A 19221-nucleotide genomic window follows, 5' to 3' on the forward strand; every position below is an offset into this window, starting at 1 on the left:
TTTTGTGAAAATTAAAGAAAGGTTTACTTCACTAAAACTCCTTTTGAATTCATTAAAGGTATGTTTTGTAAAGCTTTTAAATTAATTGTGTTTTTTCTAAACAAATAGGTTTTATCGAACATTTGGTTGCCTTCAAAAAAAGACACTTTAAAAGTATTGTTCAGCGAAAACAATTCTTCAGGTATCAACTCAATTTTAGCATAACTTTTTTTAGGAAGAACATCTATTTTCTTTCTAAAAGTCGCTGTTTTTTTATCTTCAGAATAACCGCTGGTTACAATGATAACCATCTCTAAATCTGACTCTTTATCGTTAATAATATACGCGTTCCAGTCATTTGTTTTATATACTTCGTTATATTCATTAACCACAGCAACATAAACGTCTTGAACTTTTGGAATTTGTATATCTTTTTTCATTCTAAAACATGAAGAAATATGTCATTTTGAAAATTTTTTAAAAGTTGAAGCTATATTTATAATAAAACTAATTGCTTCGAATTTCACTCCTAATAATCCTAAAATTAAAGAGCTGATTTAAACTGTTCTAAAAAACGCACATCATTCTCACTTAGCAAACGGATATCACCAATTTGATGAAGTAGCATTGCTATGCGATCGATACCCATACCAAAAGCAAACCCAGAATATTCTTTGGAATCTATCCCGCAGTTTTCCAATACATTGGGATCAACCATACCACAGCCCATAATCTCTAACCATCCCGTCCCTTTAGTAATGCGATAGTCAATTTCGGTTTCTAAACCCCAATACACATCTACCTCGGCACTTGGTTCTGTAAATGGGAAGTACGACGGGCGTAAACGAATTTTACTTTTACCAAACATTTCGGTGGTAAAATGTTGAAGCGTTTGTTTTAAATCGGCAAAACTTACGTCTTTATCAATATACAATCCTTCTACCTGATGGAAAAAACAATGAGAACGTGCTGAAATCGCTTCGTTTCTATAAACTCTACCCGGCGAAATTGTGCGGATAGGTGGTTTATTATTTTCCATATAGCGTACTTGCACAGAACTGGTGTGCGTGCGCAATAAAATTTCAGGGTTAGTTTGGATAAAAAATGTATCTTGCATATCGCGAGCTGGATGGTACTCTGGCAAATTTAACGCTGTAAAATTGTGCCAATCATCTTCAATTTCTGGACCCTCGCTAACATTAAATCCTATGCGTGAAAATATATCAATAATTTGATTTTTTACAATAGATATGGGGTGGCGTGCCCCAATTTGAATGGGCTCACCTGGACGCGATAAGTCCCCATAAATACCTTTTACTTCTTCTTTATTTTCAAGTTCTTCTTTTAAAGAGTTAACTTTGTCTTCAGCCGCTTTTTTAAGCTTATTGATGGCTTGACCGAAGTCCTTTTTTTGGTCGTTTGCTACATTTTTAAACTCCGCAAAAAACTCATTCAGCAATCCTTTTTTTCCTAAATATTTTATACGGAAAACTTCAACCTCTTCTTTGGTTTGGGCTTTAAATGCTTCTGCTTCTGCTATAAGTTCTTTTATCTTTTCTATCATAGATCCTTAAAATAGATGGCAAATTTAATAATTTCTAGTCTATATAATCGGTTTCAACAAAATAGTTTACAATGGCTTCTTTCATTAAAATAGACTGTTCACCTGCTTTTAAATGAGGCAACGTTTCTAAAACTTTATAATGTGGCCAACCATCATCATCCACAAAATCGAATTCGTAATAGCCATAAGGTGCTAATAATTTACAAATGGCAATGTGCATGAGGTCTAATTTTTGGTCTTTTTTAAAACTACGTTCTAACTGTCCTAATTCTTGTACCCCAATTAAAAATATGATGGCATCCAGATCTAACGTGTCTCCATCTGCAAATTGTTTGGATAGTTTTTCAACCACCACCTCCCAGCGTTCTTTTAATTGTTCGTCTCTTGACATAATATTCTGAAAGTTGCAAAGTTAATAAACCTAAGTGTGACTATTATTTTATATTTGTTTAAATTGTATCATTATGGGTGTTTTAGATATTGTTTTAATCGCTTTCATTTTATTTGGATTGGTAAGAGGTTTTATGAAAGGGCTTTTTGTTGAAGTGGCCTCTTTGGCAGCTTTGATTGCTGGTGTTTATGGTGCCATTCATTTTAGTAATTTTGCTGCTGAATTCTTGCAAACCCGAACTGAATGGAACGAAAAAACCATTAATATAACGGCCTTTGCTATAACCTTTGTTGTTATAGTTTTAGCCATTGCTTTGGCTGGAAAAGCATTGACCAAATTGGCTGATTTTGCTGCTCTTGGTCTTATTAATAAATTTCTTGGTGGTGTTTTTGGGGCTTTGAAAATTGCCCTAATTTTAAGTGTGGTTTTGAATATTTTTGATAAAATGAACAGTACCATTACGTTTGTTGATGTGGAAGAAATAGACGATACCGTAATTTACAAGCCTGTAAAAAGTTTAGTACCCATGATTTTTCCGCATATTTTATTGCTTAAAGAAGATGATATAACTTCTGAAAGTGAGGCTTAAAAAAGGTTGTTAAAAAAATCTTTTTGGTTTAATCCAAATGATAAATTTCCATGATATCTATGAGATACTTTTCAAAATTGATTTTTAAGTCAATCAGCCTTCCTGTATGTACGTCAAACACCCAGCCGTGAACTTGCAAACCTCTATCTCGATAAGCTTTTTGAACTGCAGCTGTTTTAATTAAATTAACACACTGTTCTTTCACGTTTAGTTCTACCAAACGGTCATATTTTTTTTCTTCATCCTTAATACCATTCAATTCTAATTTATGAATTCGATAGACATCACGAATATTGCGCAGCCAACCATTAAGAACGCCTAAATCAGCCGATTGCATAGCGGCCTTTACTCCTCCACAGGCATAATGCCCACAAACAATTACATGTTTTACTCTTAAATGGGTAACCGCATATTCTACCACAGACATGGCGTTCAAATCGATGCCAGAAATCATATTGGCTATATTACGGTGTACAAAAACTTCACCTGGTTCTGCACCCATCAGCTCTTCGGCAGTTACACGACTGTCACTACAACCTATATACAATAACTCAGGATTTTGCCCTTTGCCAAGTTCTCCAAAATAATTATTGTTTAGAGCAAGTTTATCAGCAATCCATTTTTCGTTATTTTCGAATACTTTATTTAAATCCATAGGTTATCGTTAATATTGGTCTTTTACGTTTAATTTTATCCAATTTAAACATTCCTTGAAACTCTCAAAAATGTGCTCTCTTGGAATTAAATCTGGAATAATATCAATGCGTTCCATCATGTATTTAGGCTGTTTTAGCAAACCTACAAATAAAACTTCTATACTCTTTTTATTTAGGTCTTGAAGCATATCTTCCATGGCATATAACCCTGATTGATCCATGTATTGCATGCGTCCTAATCTTAAAATAACTGTTTTCGCAGTATCTGGAATTTGGGTTGATAACTGCTGAAAATCGCTTGTGGAGCCAAAAAACAAAGGCCCCTTTAAATGTTTGATAAAAACTTCTTCTTTTAAATTTTCTGGAAAATTACCTTCATCGGCCCAAGATTCCTCTTTTAATGGTTTTACATCGCTTCGTTCAGCCGTTAAATCGCCAATTTTTTTCATGAACATTAAAGAAGCTATTACCAAACCAATACCAACGGCATAAACTAGATTCCAAAAGGTTGAAAGCACTAGAACCACAAGCATGATTAAAACCTCTGAACTCATTTTTAGAGGTCCAATTTTAATATCTTTCGGCAAACTTGGAATGGCTTTTAAGCCTTTATAATCCATAACACCAATACCTACTGTTATTAAAATACCTGCTAAAACCGCTGCAGGAATTTTTGATGCTACAGGACCTAACCCCAAAAGAATAATTAGTAACATGACGCCGGCTATCATGCCAGATAATTTTGTTTTTCCACCAGATGTGATGTTAACAACCGTTCTAATAGTCGCTCCTGCGCCAGGAATACCACCAAATACTGCTGCTATACTATTTCCTATTCCTTGACCAACTAGTTCCTTGTTTGGCTTATGTTTCGTTTTAGTCATATTATCGGCCACTACACTGGTAAGCAATGAATCGATAGCTCCTAAAAGTGCTAAGGTTAAAGCTGTAAAAATGTAGGGTGTTATGCTACCAAGTGAAAAACTGGTAAATATCTCTAAATTTGGAATTGGCAATCCGCTAGGAATCTCTTCAATAGGCCTGTAATTTAACCCGAAACCCACAGCAATTCCAGACATCACAATTAATGCCACCAAAGTACTAGGAACCGCTTTGGTAATTCGCTTGAAACCATAAATGATTAAAATGGTTCCTACGGCCAATATCAATTCAAGCCAATTAACATTTTTCAAAGCTTTTGGTATGGCTTTTATAGCGCCTAAAGCTCCTGAGGCGTCTTTAGCTGCCAATGTTTGTGATTCCTTTAAAATATCTTCTTGGGTGATATGTTCTGCCCTATCAATGGTTTCTTTGAAATCTTCTAAGACCAAAATACCTTCACCTGCTTCTTCTTTTAAAATATTCTCTAAAATCACTTCCTCTGCCTCTGGTTTAAAAGTTTTAACAAATGCCATATCTTCTTTTGGATAATATCCTAATGATGGTAAAATTTGTGTGAGTAAAATAATAACGCCAATGGCTGTCATAAATCCGGAAACCACGGGATAGGGAATATATCTTATGTACTTACCTAGCCCTAAAACCCCTAATCCTATTTGCATTAATCCTGCCAATAAAAAAACCGTTAGAATTACTGGCAATGCTTTATTAACATCACCATCGTTTACTGCAATAATACTTGCAATAACCACCATACTCACAGCCGTCATAGGTGCTGTAGGACCAGAAATCTGGGTGCTGGTACCCCCAAAAAGTGCTGCAAAAAAACTGATGAAAATAGCACCATAAAGTCCAGCTGTAGGACCTAAACCTGAAGAAACCCCGAATGCCAAAGCTAAGGGAAGCGCTACAATTCCAGCTGTGATTCCTCCAAAAGCATCACCTTTAATGTTAGAAAAAAGGTTTTTCATAAACTGTTATCATTATTAGAACTTCTAATATAACTTATAAAAGTCCAAAAAAAAAGTCAACACCAAAAAGTATTGACCTTTATTTCTTAATATGGTTTTAAGTTAAAAGTTTACAAATGTTATTACATTAAACTGATCTCTACTTGTGGTTTCAAAAAACTGGTTCATGTAACCGGCTTCAATTTTGACATTTCTGTTCACCTGATAGCCAATGCCTCCATATAACCTGTTTCGATCAAAAATTGAGGTTTCTGTATTCAGAAAAATTTCATTGTAAGTCGAAAGATAATATTTACTCGCGTCATCTTTGCCAAGAGGAACATTAATGGATAGAAAATATCGAAAACGCATTTTAAAATCATTTTCAACAAAACGTTGCTCAAACCTATACCGGTGACCTAATTTCACATTTCCAAATTTTTGGTTGGAAAGGAATTGTTGAAAAATCCTGTGCTCTTTTAGGGATATCTTGTCATCAGTGTTTGCAAGGTAGTTTTCGGATAAAATATATCCATATCCCAACAAAACATTATTTTTCCCCTCATTAAAATTATAGCCTAACCCTGTACGAAGTAACAACTGTTCAAGATTGCCAATAGCGTTGTAATTTCGGTATTGGACCTCATTATGAAGATTCCATTTTTGGTTAAGTTTTTTGTTGCCTATATATATTAACCAATTACCAAAATTACTTTCTTGACTTTGTGACAATAATGGTAACATTAACAGTATTATTAATGCTATTACATTTACTTTTTTTATACTGTTCCTTTTTCCCATCTAAGGCATTCTACTCATAAAATTCTACAGCACCAGTATTAATATCATACATAGCACCAATAATTTTAATCTCACCAATTTTTTCCATATCCGTAAGTATTGGGCTTTCTCTGTGTATTCTATCAATAGTTAACTCTACGTTCTTTTTTGATACATTATCCACAAACTCCAAGTTTTTTGAATTTCTTAAACTCGTATCTTTAGGCTCTTCAGTGGCCTTTACAGCAGGTGTTATTTTTTCAATAAGCTTGGTGAGATTACCCATCTTAGCATCATCGCAAGCCCCCTTAATCGCTCCACAACTGGTATGCCCCAAAACCACTATTAATTTGGTGCCGGCAAGTTTACATGCAAACTCCATACTTCCTAATATATCTTCGTTAACAAAGTTTCCTGCAATCCTTACACTAAAAATATCACCTAATCCTTGGTCGAAAACTAATTCAGCAGATACTCTGGAGTCTATACAACTTAAAATGGTAGCAAACGGAAATTGACCTTCGCTTGTATCGTTTACTTGTTCCAGTAAATTTCTATTGGCTTTTAAGTTGTTTTGAAATCTAACATTACCCTCTTTTAAATATCGCAATGACTTTTCGGGTGTCATGGTTGCTTGGGTTTCTCTTGTATGTGCTTTCATAATTTTCTTAGGTGTTTTGTTGAATTTTTAGTTTTTGACCTCTAGTTAATAGAAGAGAGACATCAAGATTGTTAATAATATCTTTTAGGCTTGTCTTAATGGAACTTGACATATTTTGAGCGCTATCATCACCAGCCAACCAAAGCAAATTTATGTTATTTTTTGATACATAATTTGATAGGTTTTTTAGTGTATGACCATTTTCTTCAAAAACATATTCCACAGTTTTAGGAAGCGTTGAGTCTTGATTGACTTCTTTTAAATTACTAGAATTTTTAATGATTCTGAAAGATTTTAATGGTTTTTTAGTGTGTTTTATTAAAGTTTCAGTAAAATCCAAATTAACCAATTCTTCATTGGGATTCAAAATACCTAGTGATAAATCATCGTTTGGCTCAAAGGTGTTTTTACCAGAAGCTATTAAAACCATCCCTTCATGCTTGCTTAAAACAAAATTTGTTATGTTATTTCCAAGAAAACTGATAGCCTTTGGTTTTCTCTTGCCCAAAACAATAATGTCTGGTTTTAATTTATTGATCTGTGCCTCAATTTGATTTTTAATATTCCCAAAGGCAAATGTGCACTTAATATTGACTCCATAATTCTGATAAACAGATTTAACAAGATTGTCCAGCTTCCTTTTTGTTTGAACATGTTCCTGATTTATTGTGCGAAAAGCGGTTAGTTGATTTTCTTTTTTAATAATATCAGTAGGTTTTTTAACATAAAATAACTCAATATCTGCATTAATTATGTTCGATAAACTTATGGTACTTTTCAATGTTGAGTCCATAGATTTTATTAAATCTGAAAGTACTAGAATTTTATATTTTTTATTTTTCATGATGTTTAATTTAAACTTAAACTTGACTTTGGTTTGTCCCTAAAAAACTCAACAAAACTAGATGGGTTTTCTTTAGTCCCTCTTTTAGAAACTAACTTGATATCTATATTTCTCTCTTTGGCTTTAAAAAGAAAATCCTCTAGAATTTCAATAATATCGTTATCCAAATACCTCGTATTTAAAAGGTTTATTTCTAAGTAAGTTTCCATTGGCAAACTCTCTAACTCCTTTAAAATAGCTCCTTTATTAAAAAAAGTTACTTCTTCGGCCAAAGTCATTTTTATTCTATGTTTTCCATTGCTTTTATCTTCAATATGAAGGAAATGTGAATTCTGGTAGCTTTTCAATAAGATAACTACAATGCCAACCGCAAGCCCGAGACCTATGCCATATAAAAGGTCTATAAACACTATCCCTAAAACAGTTACTGTGAAAGGGATTGATTGTTTCCAACCTAAGTCGTACATTTTTTTGAATAAGGCTGGCTTTGCCAGTTTATATCCAACTACCAGCAAAATGGCTGCTAAAACAGATAAAGGTATCATATTTAATAACCTTGGAATAAGTACTACAGAAATTAATAGAAAGAAGCCATGAATGATAGCAGATGCCTTACTACGACCTCCAGATTGGATATTTGCAGAACTACGCACAATTACCTGAGTAATCGGTAAACCTCCTACTAGGCCAGAAAGGATATTACCCGCGCCTTGAGCCAACAACTCTCTATTAGTTGGGGTTACATTCTTATGAGGATCTAACTTATCGGTAGCCTCAACACATAGTAAGGTTTCCAAACTTGCTACTAAGGCAATTGTAAATGCAACAATCCAAACATCTGGGTTGGTTATGATCTTAAAATTAGGAAAACTAAATTGGCCTAAAAAAGATGCAGTATCGTCTGGAACTGGCACACTTACTAAATGTGAGGTTGAAATAGATAAAGTATCATGCGAATTTGTAATAGCGTAAAAAATAATGCCTAAAACAACAGCTACCAATGGACCTTGTACTAATTGGAAAATCTTACCTTTTTTTGATAATATTTTATCCCATAATATTAAAATCCCCAGTCCAATAATCCCAATAATCGTTGAGCCTAGCGTTATATTATCGGTAATATTTAAAATTGCTGAAAAGGTATTTTCACCAGAAGTTTCAAAAAAGCTATCGGCTCCTTCTGGTTCAGCATCATAACCAAAAAAGTGAGGAATTTGCTTTAGGATAATAATGATACCAATGCCTGTTAACATCCCTTTTATAACTGAAGAAGGGAAATAATATCCTATAACTCCAGCTTTTAAAACACCAAATAGCATTTGAATAATACCCCCTAAAACAACGGCTACTAAAAAGTTTTGATAACCTCCAAGAGTGCCAATAGCGGCCAAAACAATTGCAGCCAATCCTGCAGCAGGTCCACTAACCCCAATTTTGGATCCACTTAAAGATCCAACAACAATACCGCCAATAATACCTGCAATGACTCCAGAAAATAATGGTGCTCCACTTGCTAAAGCAATGCCCAAACATAATGGTAATGCTACAAAGAATACGACTATACTAGCAGGCAAGTCATTTTTAATAGTTTTAAACATAAATAAATTCATTTTTACTGATAAGGAGAAACCCATCAGCTATTTTTAAACACTTTTTTGAACAAAAATCCTAAGATTACAAAATTTAAGATATGAATTCAGGAGGTGGAAAAATTAAATTGAGGTGTGGTTTTGGGTATTTTTTAAAATAATATTCAATACCCTCTGCACTTTCAAGCACCCATAAATATTCAGTTACAACAAAGCTTTCAGAGGCCTTTAGTTCGATTTTATTCGTTTCCTCTTCTTCTGTTACGCTGTAAAAAATGGATGTATCTGCGGAGTCATCTATTGCAATAATTATTGAAGGCGCTGATATAAGTGCCATCAGTAATATGGTGAAGAAAATTGCAATAACGTTTTTACACATTTTGAAGTGTTTATTAACAAATATAACACTTCAATCCAATAAAACTGTAAAACTGCTTTTAAATGTCGTTTAATAGTTTGATGTCTTGAGATAAGACCCACCCAGTTTTACCATCAGAAAGCCTTATTTTTTTCCAATTGTTGTAAGTTTGTAAAACCTGGACTTTGGTGCCTTCGTGAAGCCTAAAGGATTCTTCACTTCTATTGTTAGGGTCGCTTTTTACCTTACTTTCTTGAGCAAATACAATGGCTGGATTGTCATTTTTATCTAAACTATACCTGTGAAAGGCTAGAGCTAATGTTATACAAACAAGTACCAAGGCAGTTAAACTAGAAATGAAAGTGACGCGTTTTTTTATTGTAGAGTAAGTAAAGTAATAAATTAAGAACAAAACTACGAAACAAAACACTAAAAAAACAGAGGCTTTTGCCCAAACATCAAAAGACAATTTATTAGTTATATTTTTTATAAGTTTTGCAAACCCTACATCTGGGATAACATCAATGGCATCTATGGTCATATTCCTAGCGTATGCTATATTGTTATTTATATCAGCATCATCAGGCGTCAATTGTAAAGCTTTTTCATAAAAATAGATACTTGGTCCTATATGGTTAAGCTTATAATGTGCATTTGCCATATTAAAATACAAATCCGCAGAATGGTTTCCAGTTTCCAAAATAGTATTATATGCATCAATGGCTTCGGCATATTTACCTTCGTTGTATAACGCATTTGCTCTCTCAAACAAGGCTTGATTTTGGGCAAAAGCTGAAAAACTTAATAAAAATAATATGATATACAATAGGTGTTTCATCTTATTTAGCTTGTTTATCAATTAAGGAAATCGTTTTTGCCGCTTTATCATAATCTTCTTGCATAGTTACACTATCAATAGGTGTGTAACGTGCTAATTCACAACTTTCTAAAATACTGATAAAATCACTAATTACTTGATTGTTAACTTGTTTTTCTTTAAGCAAATTATTAATGATATCTTTACTTAAATCACTAGTTTCAATGTGTAATTTAGCCTTCAAATAGTTATGTAATGCTTTTTCAAGCGCAATATAAAACGCTTCTTTTTTTCCTAATGATTTTTTGGCATTAGTTAAATATTTTCTAGCGAGCCTATTGGCTTTTCTAATTCTATTTCCGTAAACATCAGCATCTCTACTTGCTTTTTTATTTCTAATCAAAATTGCCAATGGAATTGCTAAAAATGGCAATAACAACAAGCTCCAAAACAAATTGGTTTTAAAAAAATAGTTTTGTTTTATTGACGAAAAAGTTGTTTTAGTTTTTATAAATGCAAATTGTTCATTATTAAAAACAACAGCTTGTTTATTTATACTTGAAGTTGAATTTCCTTCTGAAGCATCATTACTATTTGGACCATTAAGAACATTGATAATGATTTCATTTGAAGATAAACGCTTGTATGTTTCGGTTTTTAAATCAAAATATGAAAATGAAATACTGGGTATGGGATACTTTCCTTTATATTGAGGCACAATGGTATAACTATCTGAAATACTTCCTTGCATTCCTGATAAATTAGTATTAACACTTTCATTATGTTCAGGCTCGTAAACCTCAAGAGAACTTGGTAAAGATACCTTTGGAAGTTTAAAAAGTTTAAGATTACCATTACCCCTAACGTTAACTTTCAACTGTAAAGATTCCGTAGCATCTAATTCGGTTTTTGAAGCATTCACGTCAAATTTAAAATCGCCAACAGCACCTGTAAAATCTAGTGGTTTACCAACTTCTGGTAAAGGTTTTACATTAATGGTTTTATTTCCTGCAGAAACGGTTCTAGTAACACGAGTCATCAATATGCTTCCAAAAATATCGCGCCTATTGGTGGGTACACGCATATCAATATTTAAACTTAGTGGCTCAATATCCAGTTTACCTGTTTTTTGAGGGTACAAAACCGTTTTTCTGAGGACTACGTAACGATAATCTTCACCATTAAATGTGCCGTTTTCAACTTTTTGTCCTTGGGTATCAATATTCTGACTCCAAAAATCATTATATCTTGGGCTGTCAATCTCGCTATAATTAGTTACAGATATTCTTGGCGAAACATAAAGTTTATACACTACTGTGATAGCTTCGTTTAGATAGGGGTTTGTTTTTGATACCTCTGCAACTAAATGAATATTTTCTGCTGCTAAATAATTGGGGTCGTTGGGGTCTTTTGGAACTTCAACAGCTGCAGTCACTTCAATTTTAATAGGGGTAGTCTTATAAGTTTCTCCTTCAATGGTTATGGAAGCTTGGGAAATAGTAAAATTTCCACGCGATTTTGGTGCTAAAAAATAACTATATGTTTTTTTGTAAGTTCGAACGCCATTTATCCATGAATTACTAACTGATTGATTTGGCCCACCAACTACCGTAAAATTTGCAAAATCTGGTGGATTGAAATTATCTCCATCCTGATTCATTTCAAAATCCACACGCAAACGTTCATTAACTCCTAACTTTTGCTTGCTTACTTTGGCCTCAAATTGAACTTGTGCTGAAGCCATACTTGAAACAAGTATTACTAGAAATATGGATATTTGTTTTATAAATTTCATTTGTTTTTCAAAGTGGATGACTGCATAAGCAGGAATGATAAAATGATTATATCAATTATATTTACGCTTACTATTTATGCTTAGAATCTCTTACAATTAATTACCAATCTTTTTCAGTTTTTACCTTGACGCCTTTTTGCTTTTCAGCATTTATTTTTTCTTGAACTTTTTGCTCTTGATTATTCATAGCCTCCAACAAATTTTTTATTTGCTGTGGTGATAATTGCCCGGGTTGTGGTTTTGGAGGTTTTTGATCTTTCTTTTCTTCATCGCCCTTGCCCTTATCCTCTTTTTCATCTTTAGGTTTTCCTTCGTCATCTTTTTGGTCTTCTCCTTCTTTTTTATCTTGGTCGCCTTCGTCTTTTTTATCCTGTTGGTCTTTATTCTCGCCTTCTTTATCCTTTTTTTCTTGGTTATCTTTTTGGTCTTGATTTTCTTTATTTTCGTCTTGTTTATCTTCTTTATTGTCATCCTTATTTTGATCCTGCTGCTGCTCGGCGCATTCCTTTGCAATACCTAAATTGTATCTGGTTTCTTCATCAGTAGGATCGTTTCTCAGAGCATTTTTATAAGCTTCAACAGCTTCTTTACATTGCTTGTTTTTCATCAAAATATTGCCAATATTATGGAAAGCCATATGCTTTTCTGATTTGGATATTGCTGTTTCGGCAGCTTGTTGATGACGATATAAAGCTTCTTCTAAATTGCCTTTACTATAATAGGCATTGCCCAAATTATAAGTACCCGCAACGGATGTAGGCTTTTCTGAAATGGCTTTTCTGTATTCCATTTCTGCAGAAACAAAGTCGTCTTCATTTAACAGATTATTGCCTTCATAAACATAGTTATTCGCTTTTTTTTGGGTCAATAACTGTAATTTATCAGTATTTTGAGCCCCTGTAATTGCTGAAATAGCAATCATTATATAAACCGCTATCTTCATTTTTAAATTCTCTTTTCTTATCATGACTCTCAAAATTATAAAACCTTGTTTTTCTATTCGTTAAAAAAAGTATAAAACATTTTTCAAAGAAAAGGTTGATTAAATCAAAGTTATATTATGAATACAACCTAAACTTTATTGCAAACTAACAGTTAAGTTTTTACAAATATTTTTAACGCTTATATTTTTTATAACTCTTTTAACATCATTAGCATTTTCCAATTTCTTTTCCATTTGATAAATTTTTGAACAGTCTTCATCAAAATTTAAATACAAATTGACTTTTTCAATATTTTCCTCTCGTTTGATTAGATTAACAAATTCAGAGAAAAGTAAGCTCTTAATATCTAGATCTTTTATACTTGGTGGCACTCTCACAAAAAAGAATAGAGTATGATAAAGGTTATCTTCTTTCAGTAAACAATTATAAGCACTTTGCTCAATTAAATTATACTCAGAATCAGTACTATACATTGTTATAAAGAAGTGTGCAATGCCATATTTTGAATAATCAATTCTACTGTAGTCGATTTCATGACCTTGAAAATTAAAACTTCTCAATTCTCTAGTTTGTGAAAATGATAATATGCATAAACTTAGAAATAGTATTAAGATTTTTATTTTCATTGAAAAATTGTTTTAAGACTTAAAAATTTTCGTTAAATAAATCCAATTTCTTCAACCAAGCTGTTTTTCGTTCCAACAAGAAAATATCCAATAACAAAAAGAAAATGCCAAAAGCTAAAAACCATTGAAATTGATCTTTAAAATCGGCGAATTGCTTCGCTTCAAACTCGGTTTTATCCATGGTGTTTAATATTTCCCTGATGTTTTCAACCACCTCATTAGTGTTTTTACCATTTAAATAAGCACCGTTGGCTGATTGAGCTATGTTTTTAAGGGTATCCTCATTTAATTTGGTAATTACGGTCTCCCCTTGATTGTCTTTTTTATAGTTTAACACAATCCCATTTCTTTTTTCTGGTATTGGCCCTCCTTTAACATCACCTACACCTATAGTGAAAATTCTAATGCCCTCATTATGGGCTTCTTCTGCAACAGAGGCTGCTTCATCACTGTGGTCTTCCCCATCTGAAATAATGATAAGCACTCGATTGGTTTGCTCTTCATCATCAAAATACGTTTTAGCCAATTTAATGGCCTCATTTATAGCTGTCCCTTGTGAAGATAACATATCCGTATTCATGCTTTGTAAAAACATTTTTGCTGATGCGTAATCTGTTGTAATGGGCAATTGTGGAAATGCTTTTCCTGCATAAGCAATAATACCTACACGATCGCTTGCTAGATTGTTAATGATTTGAGTAACGAGTTGTTTTGACTTTTCAAGACGATTCGGTGCGATATCTTCAGCCAACATACTTTTGGAAACATCAACAGCAAAAACGATATCAACTCCTTCACGCTTTACAGTTTCCAATTTGGTTCCTATTTTAGGGTTTACCAATGCAATGGTTAAACACAGAAATGCCAAACACAAAACAATGATTTTTAATACCGATTTAAATACGGATTTATTAGGACTCAATCTTTTAAGAAGCGACTTATCTGCAAATTTACTTTGCGCTCTATATTTCCAAAATTGAAGTGCCAAAAAGATTAGGATGATTACTGGAATAATCACTAAAGCCCAAAACCATATTTTCTCTTCTAATTGATATAATTGATTCATTAATCTTTTTTTTACACAAAACTTCTAAAAACCGTATAGCGCAACAGCAATTCCAAAAGCAACAAAATGCCAGCTAAAAGTACCAATGGGCGATACTTTTCTTCGTAATTGTAAAACTTAAATTCTTCAATTTCTGTCTTTTCAAGTTTATTTATTTCTTTATATATTTCTTCTAATTTTTTATTATTCGTGGCTCTAAAATATTTACCGCCTGTCGCGTCTGCAATTTCTTTCAGTAAGGTTTCGTCTATTTCAACTTGACTTCGTCCATATTGGAAATTACCTGTTCTGGGATCAATCGCTATAGGAGTTAATGCCATTCCATTTGTTCCTAAGCCTATAGTATATACCTTGATACCGTATTCAACAGCTAATTCACTTGCAATTTTTGGATCTATGAATCCTGAATTATTGACTCCATCGGTTAATAGAATAATAACCTTACTGGTCGCTTTACTATCTTTTAAGCGGTTTACAGCAGTTGCCAACCCCATGCCAATGGCTGTACCACCTTCAATAATAGTGTTGTACCTAATGGAACTTAACGAACGTAAAACTATGGCTTTATCACTTGTGATTGGTGTTTTTGTATAACTTTCTCCTGCATATTCCACCAAGCCAATTCTATCATTGGGTCTGCCTTTTATAAAATCTGAAGCGACTTCTTTAAGTGCCTCCAATCTATTTGGTGATAAATCTTTTGCTAGCATACTAGCTGAGACATCAATAGCCATAACAATATCAATACCTCTGGTTGTTTTTGTTTTTGTTGACACATCAACGGTTTGAGGTCTTGCTAGTGCCATTATTAATAACACTAAAGCTGTAAGACGAAGTATAAATAATAAATGTCTTAATTTTGGCAACCAAGAATTGGTTATCTTAAAACCTTTTAAACTTGATATTTTAAGTTCTGCTGTTTGTTTTTTATTTTTAAAAACATACCACAAAATGGCCAGTGGTAGTGCCAATAGCAACCAGAAAAATTCTTTGTTTACAAAATCTATTCCTTCAAGCATTATCTATCTGGTTTTTTAAGTTCAATAGAATTTATGATGCGCTGCATAATCTCGTCGGCATAAATATCGTCTTGTCTCCAACTCAAAATAATTTGCTGAATCACTTTATTGCTACTTATAAAGCTTAATAACGTATATTTTCCTTTAACATATTTCTCACTGCTTTCTAAGGGATAATCCAAAGTGCCATGAGTTTTGACTCCCTCTGCACCATTTGGTGTTGTGAATTTTTCGTTTTTGGTTAATATATTTTTAGCCCCTCTACTCTCAATGGTTTTTAAATTACCTTCAATAGCTTGATTAATATCTAAACTATCTTGAGCCTGAACAAGTACCGTATTGGATACTACTATTGTAATTCTGGCCTTTTGTTCAAAACCAAATGTGTTTACTTTCATTTGACCTTGCAATTCGTTGGGGATTGGAGTTTCTATTCTTTTTAAAACTTCAGGTGTACTAATTGTTATGGGTGGAAAACCATAATCACTAGATACCCAATCGCCTTCTAAAAGTTCTTTGCTTTGGTGCCCAATGATGGTGTCTTTTACATAATTAAAACCATATTTTATGGAAAAGCCAACAATGGTAGCAGCAATTAAAAACAAGCTTAATGCAACCGTTAGAATTATTTTGTTGCGCTTCTTTTTACGCTCCAATTCTTCTCTATACTTCGCGTCAAGAAGCTTTTCTTCCTCGGTTGGCTCGGGTAAAGCTTCTTTTACATGATCTATCTCCACATCAATGGTATCACGGTCAATTTTTGCCAACTCAATGTCTGGGGCAGATTTTGCGAATTTTACTAAATCGGCACGTTTTAATATACTTTCTAAGTTTTTAATATCGTCATTGCTTAAATCGACCTGATTACCCTCTTTTAATAATTTTAATCGGCCTATAAGCTCATCGGTAGTGCTTTCTAAAGCTCTATCATAAACCTTTTCATCTAGATATTTCCTAATGATAAACGTCAGATCAGAATAATAATCTTTTAAATTTTCGTTCTCTAAATAATGGCTTTCATCTAGTTTTTTTAGGGCCAGTTTAGCTCTGTCATAAGGTGGTAATAAGGCTATTTGTTCTTGCTCGGTTAATGGTTTTTTTCGCCATATAAACCAATATATTAAAAAGGCTATAACACCTATAATTAGAAGGATTATGAGAAGATATTTCCACCAATTGCTCGATGGTTTTTCAACATCAATAATTGGTTTTATTTCATACAGGCCTTGTTTTGTGGTATCTACTGCAATATTGTTAACTTCAACTTTCAGAGAATCGGTGAAAAAAGTTTTATCCCCAACTATAATTTTTTGTTTAGGTATGGTATATTTTCCGGAATCGAACTGAGTTAAACCGTATTTTTTAATTAGGTTGTATTTGTCCTTGTTTTTGATCGTATCAACGGGATAAGAATCTATCATTTCCAAAGGTGAAAATGTTTGTCCTTCAGGAAAAACCACTAAACTTGTAGTATCGGTTTCTACTTGAATTTGATACGTGATTTGTTCACCTATTTTTATTGAAGTAGAATCAATAGCAGATGAAACTTGCGCAAAAGAGAACCAAGAAGAAAAAACCAAGTAAATGTAAAAAATAATACTTCTTGATTTTTTTGTTTTAAAATTCGTAATGCACAATCCGTAATTCAACATCCTTTTATCCTCTTCTTTTAAAATAACCCAAAAGCTTTTTTACATAGCTTTCATCCACTCTACAATCTATACTTCCAGCTCCTGATTTATTAAAGCTTTCTTTAAAATATTCTACTTTATCACGATAATACTTGCCGTAATTAAGCCTTACTTTTTTTGAGGATGTATTAACCAACATCAATTCGCCCGTTTCTTCATCCTCCATTTGTACCAGACCTAAATTTGGTATCTCCTCTTCACGTTTATCATAAACTCTAATACCTGTAACATCGTGTTTCCCTGAGACAATTTTCATTGTTTGATGATAATCATCTGCAATAAAATCAGATAACACAAACACTATCGCCTTTTTTTTCATAACGTTTTGCATAAATTTTAAGGCTTCAGCTAAATTGGTTTGCTTACTTTCTGGTTCGAATTCTATCAGTTCACGAATGATTCTAAGTACGTGCGAACGTCCCTTTTTTGGAGGAATGTATAATTCAACTTTATCCGAAAATAAAATCAATCCTATTTTATCATTGTTTTGGGTTGCGGAAAAGGCTAAGGTTGCTGCTATTTCAGTAACAACTTCATTTTTAAATTGCTGACTGGTACCAAACATTTCAGAACCCGAAACATCAACCATAAGCATCATAGTAAGTTCGCGTTCTTCCTCAAAAACCTTAATAAAAGGTTCATTGTAACGTGCAGTTACATTCCAGTCTATATTTCTAACATCATCTCCAAATTGATACTGGCGAACTTCACTAAAAGTCATACCACGCCCCTTGAAGGTAGAGTGGTATTCGCCTCCAAAAATGTGATCAGACAAACGACGTGTCTTAATCTCAATTTTCCGTACTTTTTTTAGTAATTCTTTAGTATCCATACTTTAATTGTCTATTGAATATTTAATTGATTATTTGTCAATATTAATAATCAATTGTCAATTATCAATTGTCAATTTTAAGGTACTTCTATTTCGTTTATTATCTTGTTGATGATGTCAACTGAGGTAACGTTTTCTGCCTCTGCTTCGTAGGTAATACCTATTCTATGGCGCAATACATCATAAACAACGGCACGCACGTCTTCGGGAATCACATATCCGCGACGTTTAATAAAAGCGTAGCATTTTGCAGCGGTTGCTAAGTTGATACTACCACGTGGTGAAGCACCGAACGAAATAAGTGGTTTTAAATCGGCAAGTTTATATTTTTCAGGATAACGCGAAGCGAAAATAATATCCAAAATATATTTTTCAATTTTCTCATCCATGTAAACCTCTCTCACGGCTTTTTGGGCATCAAGGATTTTTTGGGTTGAAATAACTGAGTTTACTTTTTCCCAAGCGCCTTTCATATTGGCTCTCATAATAAGTTGTTCTTCCGCAATTTTTGGGTAGTCAATAACGGTTTTCAACATAAAACGGTCTACCTGAGCTTCTGGTAAGGGATAAGTTCCTTCTTGCTCTACAGGGTTTTGGGTGGCCATTACTAAAAATGGTTTGTCTAAAATAAAGGTTTCATCACCAATAGTAACTTGCTTTTCTTGCATAGCTTCCAACAACGCTGATTGAACTTTTGCAGGTGCTCTGTTAATCTCATCTGCGAGAACAAAGTTGGCAAAAATGGGTCCTTTTTTTATAGAGAAATCATTGGCTTTCATGTTATAAATTAATGTCCCTGTAACATCCGCCGGTAATAAATCAGGAGTAAATTGTATCCTGCTAAAACTTCCATCTACCGCTTGTGCCAAGGTATTGATGGCTAGCGTTTTTGCTAACCCCGGAACACCTTCCAATAAAATATGTCCTTGTCCAAGAAGACCAATAAGTAACCTCTCTACCATGTGTTTTTGACCCACGATGACTTTATTCATCTCCAGCATCAGTAAATCTACAAAAGCGCTCTCCTTCTCAATTTTCTCGTTAATTGTCTTAATATCAATTGTACCTGTTTCTTCCATCATTTTTTATTTAATTAAAGGCCCAAATGTAATGTCCTTGCTTAAGCATCGCAAATTGTTAAAAATTTTCTTTAAACCTTGTTAACAATTG

General features: G+C 33.3%; 20 protein-coding genes. 1 reads left to right on the top strand and 19 read right to left on the bottom strand.

Annotated features, from left to right (window positions below):
• Window positions 1-23 precede the first annotated feature (23 nt).
• From ABD963_RS01800 to ABD963_RS01810, 3 genes are all read right to left on the bottom strand, one after another.
• Window positions 24-419, bottom strand: a complete 396-nt coding sequence (locus tag ABD963_RS01800; RefSeq protein WP_345275225.1) for a hypothetical protein — start codon at window positions 417-419, stop codon at window positions 24-26.
• A gap of 104 nt (window positions 420-523) precedes the next feature.
• A complete protein-coding gene (gene pheS, locus ABD963_RS01805) occupies window positions 524-1543 on the bottom strand; it encodes a phenylalanine--tRNA ligase subunit alpha (RefSeq protein ID WP_345275226.1) in 1020 nt (339 codons plus the stop codon).
• Between the two features lie 34 nt (window positions 1544-1577).
• Window positions 1578-1934, bottom strand: a complete 357-nt coding sequence (locus tag ABD963_RS01810) for a hypothetical protein (protein ID WP_345275227.1) — start codon at window positions 1932-1934, stop codon at window positions 1578-1580.
• Window positions 1935-2007: 73 nt separating this feature from the next.
• Here ABD963_RS01810 and ABD963_RS01815 point away from each other — a divergent pair, with 73 nt between their 5' ends.
• Entirely contained in the window at window positions 2008-2523 is a 516-nt protein-coding gene (locus ABD963_RS01815) for a CvpA family protein (RefSeq protein ID WP_345275228.1), read from the top strand.
• 28 nt (window positions 2524-2551) lie between these two features.
• Here ABD963_RS01815 and ABD963_RS01820 read toward each other — a convergent pair whose 3' ends face one another.
• From ABD963_RS01820 to ABD963_RS01895, 16 genes are all read right to left on the bottom strand, one after another.
• Window positions 2552-3178 (bottom strand): carbonic anhydrase, encoded by a 627-nt coding sequence (locus ABD963_RS01820; RefSeq protein ID WP_345275229.1) that lies wholly within the window; start codon window positions 3176-3178, stop codon window positions 2552-2554.
• Between the two features lie 9 nt (window positions 3179-3187).
• On the bottom strand, window positions 3188-5050 hold the full coding sequence (locus ABD963_RS01825; protein WP_345275230.1) for a SulP family inorganic anion transporter: 1863 nt from the start codon (window positions 5048-5050) through the stop codon (window positions 3188-3190).
• A 102-nt stretch (window positions 5051-5152) separates the two neighbouring features.
• On the bottom strand, window positions 5153-5773 hold the full coding sequence (locus ABD963_RS01830) for a DUF2490 domain-containing protein (protein ID WP_345275231.1): 621 nt from the start codon (window positions 5771-5773) through the stop codon (window positions 5153-5155).
• Between the two features lie 67 nt (window positions 5774-5840).
• Window positions 5841-6470 (bottom strand): carbonic anhydrase family protein, encoded by a 630-nt coding sequence (locus ABD963_RS01835; protein ID WP_345275232.1) that lies wholly within the window; start codon window positions 6468-6470, stop codon window positions 5841-5843.
• A 7-nt stretch (window positions 6471-6477) separates the two neighbouring features.
• The gene (locus tag ABD963_RS01840; protein ID WP_345275233.1) at window positions 6478-7314 is read right to left on the bottom strand and encodes a universal stress protein; all 837 of its coding nucleotides are present in this window, start codon (window positions 7312-7314) and stop codon (window positions 6478-6480) included.
• A 5-nt stretch (window positions 7315-7319) separates the two neighbouring features.
• On the bottom strand, window positions 7320-8912 hold the full coding sequence (locus tag ABD963_RS01845) for a SulP family inorganic anion transporter (protein ID WP_345275234.1): 1593 nt from the start codon (window positions 8910-8912) through the stop codon (window positions 7320-7322).
• 85 nt (window positions 8913-8997) lie between these two features.
• Complete coding sequence (locus ABD963_RS01850; RefSeq protein ID WP_345275235.1) at window positions 8998-9282, bottom strand: hypothetical protein; 285 nt, start codon at window positions 9280-9282, stop codon at window positions 8998-9000.
• Between the two features lie 58 nt (window positions 9283-9340).
• Window positions 9341-10099, bottom strand: a complete 759-nt coding sequence (locus tag ABD963_RS01855) for a tetratricopeptide repeat protein (RefSeq protein ID WP_345275236.1) — start codon at window positions 10097-10099, stop codon at window positions 9341-9343.
• Between the two features lies 1 nt (window position 10100).
• Window positions 10101-11873 carry a BatD family protein gene (locus tag ABD963_RS01860; protein WP_345275237.1) on the bottom strand — a complete coding sequence of 591 codons (1773 nt, stop codon included), beginning with the start codon at window positions 11871-11873 and terminating at the stop codon, window positions 10101-10103.
• Between the two features lie 100 nt (window positions 11874-11973).
• Window positions 11974-12840, bottom strand: coding sequence for a tetratricopeptide repeat protein (locus tag ABD963_RS01865; RefSeq protein WP_345275238.1), 867 nt, complete (start codon window positions 12838-12840; stop codon window positions 11974-11976).
• A gap of 111 nt (window positions 12841-12951) precedes the next feature.
• Window positions 12952-13443: a hypothetical protein gene (locus ABD963_RS01870; RefSeq protein WP_345275239.1), complete on the bottom strand. Its 492-nt coding sequence runs from the start codon at window positions 13441-13443 to the stop codon at window positions 12952-12954.
• A 19-nt stretch (window positions 13444-13462) separates the two neighbouring features.
• The gene (locus tag ABD963_RS01875) at window positions 13463-14509 is read right to left on the bottom strand and encodes a VWA domain-containing protein (protein WP_345275240.1); all 1047 of its coding nucleotides are present in this window, start codon (window positions 14507-14509) and stop codon (window positions 13463-13465) included.
• A gap of 11 nt (window positions 14510-14520) precedes the next feature.
• Window positions 14521-15528, bottom strand: coding sequence for a vWA domain-containing protein (locus ABD963_RS01880; protein ID WP_345275241.1), 1008 nt, complete (start codon window positions 15526-15528; stop codon window positions 14521-14523).
• The gene (locus tag ABD963_RS01885) at window positions 15528-17180 is read right to left on the bottom strand and encodes a BatD family protein (protein ID WP_425562784.1); all 1653 of its coding nucleotides are present in this window, start codon (window positions 17178-17180) and stop codon (window positions 15528-15530) included. The genes ABD963_RS01880 and ABD963_RS01885 overlap by 1 nt, the downstream gene beginning before the upstream one ends.
• Window positions 17181-17184: 4 nt before the next feature.
• Window positions 17185-18051 (bottom strand): DUF58 domain-containing protein, encoded by an 867-nt coding sequence (locus tag ABD963_RS01890; RefSeq protein ID WP_345275243.1) that lies wholly within the window; start codon window positions 18049-18051, stop codon window positions 17185-17187.
• A 77-nt stretch (window positions 18052-18128) separates the two neighbouring features.
• Window positions 18129-19130, bottom strand: coding sequence for an AAA family ATPase (locus tag ABD963_RS01895; protein ID WP_345275934.1), 1002 nt, complete (start codon window positions 19128-19130; stop codon window positions 18129-18131).
• Window positions 19131-19221: the final 91 nt, after the last annotated feature.

Source organism: Litoribaculum gwangyangense, assembly GCF_039543505.1.
GTDB lineage: Bacteria > Bacteroidota > Bacteroidia > Flavobacteriales > Flavobacteriaceae > Litoribaculum > Litoribaculum gwangyangense.

What these genes read in the sequence shown, in the direction of transcription:
- ABD963_RS01860 (WP_345275237.1), bottom strand. Translation starts at nt 11,873, where the DNA reads ATGAAATTTATAAAACAAATATCCATATTTCTAGTAATACTTGTTTCA.
- ABD963_RS01830 (WP_345275231.1), bottom strand. Translation starts at nt 5,773, where the DNA reads ATGTTACCATTATTGTCACAAAGTCAAGAAAGTAATTTTGGTAATTGG.
- ABD963_RS01875 (WP_345275240.1), bottom strand. Translation starts at nt 14,509, where the DNA reads ATGAATCAATTATATCAATTAGAAGAGAAAATATGGTTTTGGGCTTTA.
- ABD963_RS01890 (WP_345275243.1), bottom strand. Translation starts at nt 18,051, where the DNA reads ATGGATACTAAAGAATTACTAAAAAAAGTACGGAAAATTGAGATTAAG.
- ABD963_RS01820 (WP_345275229.1), bottom strand. Translation starts at nt 3,178, where the DNA reads ATGGATTTAAATAAAGTATTCGAAAATAACGAAAAATGGATTGCTGAT.
- pheS (WP_345275226.1), bottom strand. Translation starts at nt 1,543, where the DNA reads ATGATAGAAAAGATAAAAGAACTTATAGCAGAAGCAGAAGCATTTAAA.
- ABD963_RS01825 (WP_345275230.1), bottom strand. Translation starts at nt 5,050, where the DNA reads ATGAAAAACCTTTTTTCTAACATTAAAGGTGATGCTTTTGGAGGAATC.
- ABD963_RS01895 (WP_345275934.1), bottom strand. Translation starts at nt 19,130, where the DNA reads ATGGAAGAAACAGGTACAATTGATATTAAGACAATTAACGAGAAAATT.
- ABD963_RS01850 (WP_345275235.1), bottom strand. Translation starts at nt 9,282, where the DNA reads ATGTGTAAAAACGTTATTGCAATTTTCTTCACCATATTACTGATGGCA.
- ABD963_RS01810 (WP_345275227.1), bottom strand. Translation starts at nt 1,934, where the DNA reads ATGTCAAGAGACGAACAATTAAAAGAACGCTGGGAGGTGGTGGTTGAA.
- ABD963_RS01855 (WP_345275236.1), bottom strand. Translation starts at nt 10,099, where the DNA reads ATGAAACACCTATTGTATATCATATTATTTTTATTAAGTTTTTCAGCT.
- ABD963_RS01880 (WP_345275241.1), bottom strand. Translation starts at nt 15,528, where the DNA reads ATGCTTGAAGGAATAGATTTTGTAAACAAAGAATTTTTCTGGTTGCTA.
- ABD963_RS01845 (WP_345275234.1), bottom strand. Translation starts at nt 8,912, where the DNA reads ATGTTTAAAACTATTAAAAATGACTTGCCTGCTAGTATAGTCGTATTC.
- ABD963_RS01870 (WP_345275239.1), bottom strand. Translation starts at nt 13,443, where the DNA reads ATGAAAATAAAAATCTTAATACTATTTCTAAGTTTATGCATATTATCA.
- ABD963_RS01815 (WP_345275228.1), top strand. Translation starts at nt 2,008, where the DNA reads ATGGGTGTTTTAGATATTGTTTTAATCGCTTTCATTTTATTTGGATTG.
- ABD963_RS01840 (WP_345275233.1), bottom strand. Translation starts at nt 7,314, where the DNA reads ATGAAAAATAAAAAATATAAAATTCTAGTACTTTCAGATTTAATAAAA.
- ABD963_RS01835 (WP_345275232.1), bottom strand. Translation starts at nt 6,470, where the DNA reads ATGAAAGCACATACAAGAGAAACCCAAGCAACCATGACACCCGAAAAG.
- ABD963_RS01865 (WP_345275238.1), bottom strand. Translation starts at nt 12,840, where the DNA reads ATGATAAGAAAAGAGAATTTAAAAATGAAGATAGCGGTTTATATAATG.
- ABD963_RS01800 (WP_345275225.1), bottom strand. Translation starts at nt 419, where the DNA reads ATGAAAAAAGATATACAAATTCCAAAAGTTCAAGACGTTTATGTTGCT.
- ABD963_RS01885 (WP_425562784.1), bottom strand. Translation starts at nt 17,180, where the DNA reads ATGTTGAATTACGGATTGTGCATTACGAATTTTAAAACAAAAAAATCA.